Source organism: Collinsella aerofaciens (assembly GCF_039758815.1).
GTDB classification, from domain to species: domain Bacteria; phylum Actinomycetota; class Coriobacteriia; order Coriobacteriales; family Coriobacteriaceae; genus Collinsella; species Collinsella aerofaciens_BP.
Genome location: NZ_JBDMSK010000050.1, coordinates 1 through 1,506, shown reverse-complemented (window position 1 = coordinate 1,506; position 1,506 = coordinate 1). Strand labels below are relative to the sequence as shown.

General features: G+C 70.1%; 1 protein-coding gene. It reads right to left on the bottom strand.

The features are described 5' to 3' along the window. Nucleotides 1-60: 60 nt before the first annotated feature. Nucleotides 61-1,380, bottom strand: a complete 1,320-nt coding sequence (locus ABHT90_RS09970) for an IS256 family transposase (protein WP_346982404.1) — start codon at nucleotides 1,378-1,380, stop codon at nucleotides 61-63. Nucleotides 1,381-1,506: the final 126 nt, after the last annotated feature.

Sequence of the window (1,506 nt, the reverse complement as noted above, 5' to 3'; positions counted from 1 at the left end):
GGTCGCGCGCGCAGACGTGGTGTAAGAGTGTCCTGAGGTCCGTCGCTGCAAGTCCCGATGTTACTCCTTCTTGAGGCCGCGCCTCTCGACTATCTCGTCCACTATCTCCCTGGCGCGCCGCCCGAGCGCGCGGCGCCTCCCCTCTGTCGGGGCCGGCCTGTCCGCGGGCCCGGCGAAGCCCTCGGCGGCCGAGGCCTCGGAGAACACGCGCTGCTGGGACCACTGCCCCTCGGTCTCCATGAGGCTCGCGCACGTCAGGCGCAGCATCGACTCCCTCGAGGGGAAGGACTGCACGACCCTGTAGCGGCGCTTGATCTCGCGGTTGGCGCGCTCCTGGACGTTGTTGGTGCGGAGCTTGGCCCAGTGCGCCCTGGGGAAGGCCGTGAACGCCAGCGCGGAGTCCTCGGCCCGCTCGAAGACCTCGCCGGCCCTGGCGGACACCGACGCCACCCAGGGCGCCGCCTCGGCCCACACGCAGCGCGCGAGGTCGGGGTCGTCCTGGTAGACCGCGGCGTGCACGAGGTCCCTGACGGCCGCCTTGGAGTCCTCGGGCCTGCCCGAGCAGGCGCTCTGGAGGTTGCGCTGCAGGTGCGTCACGCAGCGCTGCCAGGCGCAGCCCTGGAACAGGCGCGAGACGGCGGCCACGAGCCCGGCGTGGCTGTCGGAGACCACGAGGCGAACGCCGGCCAGCCCGCGCTCGCGCAGCCCGCCGAGGAATGCCGCCCAGGAGTCCTCGCTCTCGGTGTCGACCACGTCGCAGCCCAGGAAGTGCTTGCGCCCGTCGGCGCCCAGCCCGATCGCGGTCACGACGCCCTGCGAGACGACCGACGAGCCGACCCTGCAGCTCATGTAGGTGGCGTCGAGCCACAGGTAGCAGCACGGCGTGCCCGAAAGGTCGCGGCTGCGGAACTCCGCCACCTCGGCGTCGAGGTCGGAGCAGAGGCTCGAGACCTCCGAGCTCGACAGCGAGGATATGCCCAGCCTGGACGCCACGCGCTCGACCTTGCGGGTGGACACGCCGCACACGTACATCTCCTGCACGATGGCGGCCACCGAGGTGTCGACGCGCGACCATCGCGCGAGCATGCCCTCGGGGTAGTAGGTGCCGTGCCTGAGCTTGGGTATCTCGAGCTCCACGTCGCCCACGGCGGTCTTGAGCGACCTGGGGCGGTAGCCGTTGCGGCTGTTCTCCCTGCCGTCGCTGCGCTCGTTGCGGCCCGCGCCGCACATCTGCTGGGCCTCGGAGTCCATCAGCGCGTTCATCACGCCGCCCAGCACCCTGCACGCGAACTCGCGCGCGTCGCCGCACTCCTGCCAAAGCCTCGCCGCCTCGAGGGCCTCGTCGCGGTCGAGGCGCAGTACACTCTCTTCTTGGGGCATCGCCTTTCCTTCCATTCGTCACCTTCATTACTCCAACGACGAATTCTAGGCGGTGTCCCCTCCCTTTCAAGAAAGGGAAGAGGCGAGGCATGCCCCGCCTCTTACACCACATCTCTGCGCGCTACC